At 47.8% G+C, this 2,791-nt stretch carries 1 protein-coding gene and 1 pseudogene; both read left to right on the top strand.

What is annotated here, in order from left to right; all coding sequences use genetic code 11:
* Nucleotides 1-282: 282 nt before the first annotated feature.
* Complete coding sequence (locus QVO39_RS00175) at nt 283-2,385, top strand: S46 family peptidase (RefSeq protein ID WP_021902505.1); 2,103 nt, start codon at nt 283-285, stop codon at nt 2,383-2,385.
* 162 nt (nt 2,386-2,547) lie between these two features.
* Nucleotides 2,548-2,697, top strand: a pseudogene (locus QVO39_RS00170) (helix-turn-helix domain-containing protein); the annotation flags it as partial.
* Nucleotides 2,698-2,791 lie beyond the last annotated feature (94 nt).

Genomic DNA, 2,791 nt, shown 5'->3' with positions numbered 1-2,791 from the left:
CTCGGCAATTGCTTAGTTGCATCTCAATTTTTGCTCCGCTACCACTTGGTTTTGAAGTGGCAGTTATTCAGGTTTTCTTTTAGGATCTTATCGGACAAGTCGGACAGGTCAGACAGGTCGGACGCACCCTCTCGGGTGCTCCATTGGTGCCCTTTTGAACTCCGACTTGTCTGACCTGTCCGACTTGTCCGATAATACCACAAGTAAAAATGTGTGGTACCTCGCTGAAAATAGTTAGCTTTGTGGTACAAGATAAATATCACATTTTTTTATTGACTAACGATGAAACAACTACGACTATCCCTAGCGATGGGTCTCTTACTCCTTCTTGCCCCAATGGCAAAGGCAGATAAGGGAATGTACTTGATCAATTCGATCAAGCAGGAGAATATGGATCGCATGCGTGAGCTCGGACTGAAGCTTTCTCCCGAGGAGCTATTCAGCGCCGATGGCAATAGCCTCTCTAGTGCTGTGGCGATCTTTGATAACGGCTGTACCTCTATCACGGTATCCAATCAAGGACTACTCTTTACCAACCACCACTGTGGTTACCGCTCTATCCAGAGCCAGAGTAGTGTGGAGCACGACTACCTGAGAGATGGTTTTGTAGCACACAATATGGCGGAGGAGCTTCCTATTGAGGGGCTAGAGGTGAAGTACCTCAGAGAGTTTGTGGATGTGACCGACCAAGTGACCGAAGGTACCGAAAATATGACTGATGAGATGGCTCGTATTCAGGCGATTCAAATGGCAAGTAGTCTTTTGGTAGCCAAGTATGCCGATGACCCTCACACCGATGCCGATATCTACTCATTCTACGAGAATAATAAGTTTTACCTAGTGGTCTACGACGTCTTCACCGACGTCCGTATGGTATTCGCTCCACCTACATCTATGGGTAAGTTTGGTGCCGATACCGACAACTGGATGTGGCCACGCCATACCAACGACTTCTCGGTATTCCGTGTCTATGCCGATAAGAATAATAAGCCAGCTGACTACTCAGCCGATAATAAGCCCTACCAACCTCGTCACTTTGCCAAGGTATCGATCCGTGGTATCGAGGAGGGCGACTATGCTATGACCATTGGCTTCCCAGGAAGTACCGACCGCTACCTCAGCTCATGGGGTGTAGAGAATCGTATCGTGAATGAAAACGAACCTCGTATCCTCGTGCGTGGTATTAAGCAGGAGATTTGGATGAAGCACATGAATGCTGAGCAAGCCATCCGCATTCAGTATGCTAGCAAGTATGCCGGCAGCTCCAACTATTGGAAGAATTCAATCGGTATGAATAAGGGGCTCCGTCGCCTCAATGTGGTAGAGAATAAGCGTCAGATAGAGCGTCAGTTCAGCGAGTGGGTAGCAGCCGATGCTGCTCGTACAGCCAAGTACGCTGGGGTATTGGATAGCCTGCGTATACCACTCGAGGCAATGGGCAAGCTCTTCTACAATTTCACCATCCTTTCTGAAGCGATGAGTGGTACCGAGTTCCGCTCCTTCGTGGCGATGCCTTCGCCCGATATGGCAGAGTTTGATGCCGATGCCCTCTACAAGGACTTCAGTACCAAGGTAGGTAGAGCTACTCTTCCAGCCATGCTCAGGGTAACCAAGGAGCAGGTGGCTCCTGAGTACTTGCCTAGCATCTTTAGCGAGATCAAGAGTAAGTTTGGTGGCGATTATGAGGCTTATGCACAGTATGTTTACGACAATTCTGTAGTGCTCCACAAGGATCGTATGGTAGAGGCACTCAAGAATTATGAGCTATTTGCCAAGGCACACGATACCGACCCTGCTGTGGTGATCAGCAATAGCTACAGAGATGCATTGATGAAGCTATATGGCGAGATCAATAACTATCAATATCAGTATGCCAAGGGGCGTCGCCTCTTTATGGCTGGCCTGCAGGAGATGAGTGATGAGTACCTACCTAGTGATGCCAATTTCACCATGCGTCTCAGCTATGGTTCGGTGGGTGGCTATCGCCCTTATGATGGTGCTTACTACGACTACTATACTACTGAGGAAGGGGTATTGGAGAAGCAAGATCCTGAGAGCACCGAGTTTGCAGTGCAGCCAGAGATCCTTGATATGATGCGTAATAAGGAGTTTGGTGAGTATGCCGCCAAGGATGGTCATCTACACCTCTGCTTTATCAGCAATAATGATATCACTGGTGGTAACTCTGGTAGCCCTGTCTTTGATGGCGAAGGCAATGTCATTGGCCTAGCTTTCGACGGCAACTGGGAGGCGATGAGTGGCGACATTGAGTTTGAGCCAAATCTTCAGCGGACCATTAGCGTAGATATCCGCTATGTGCTTTGGGCTATCCAGCACTGGGGTAAGGCCGACTACTTGATCAATGAGCTGACCCTTGTAAAGTAATCTAAGTAATTATTGAATAGACCCTGGTGACAGGCGTTACGCATTAGAAGGTTCTTACCATATAGTTTTTAGTGGGGTGTCTATGAGCAAGGACCTCGGCAGAGGTCCTTGCTAAATAGGCACAGGTCAAGGCACGAAGTGCCGAAGACCTGTGTATAGATGAGACTGTTCCTTTCCCCTTGCACCCTGCAAGACTATCGGGACAAAAACATTATCCCTTACACCCAAATCGCAGGGAAAATCCTCTATCGGCTCTCAGACATAAACAGAATACTGAGTGAGAACTATGTCAACAGAAACCTTCATCGGTAATGATGGAGGTCTTCCTTTGTTTTTATCCATGTTTTGGTCAGAGTATCGCAAAAAAACTCTACCTTTGCCATTGAGTATCTGTGTATGCTCTTGC

Source organism: Porphyromonas sp. CAG:1061 (assembly GCF_000435035.1).
Taxonomy (GTDB): Bacteria; Bacteroidota; Bacteroidia; order Bacteroidales; family Porphyromonadaceae; genus Porphyromonas_A; species Porphyromonas_A somerae.
Note: the sequence above shows the minus strand (reverse complement) of the source record. Positions and strands in the feature narration are given on the sequence as shown.

Bases quoted from the DNA above. Each gene is read 5' to 3' on its own strand.
- QVO39_RS00175 (WP_021902505.1), top strand. From the start codon at position 283: ATGAAACAACTACGACTATCCCTAGCGATGGGTCTCTTACTCCTTCTT.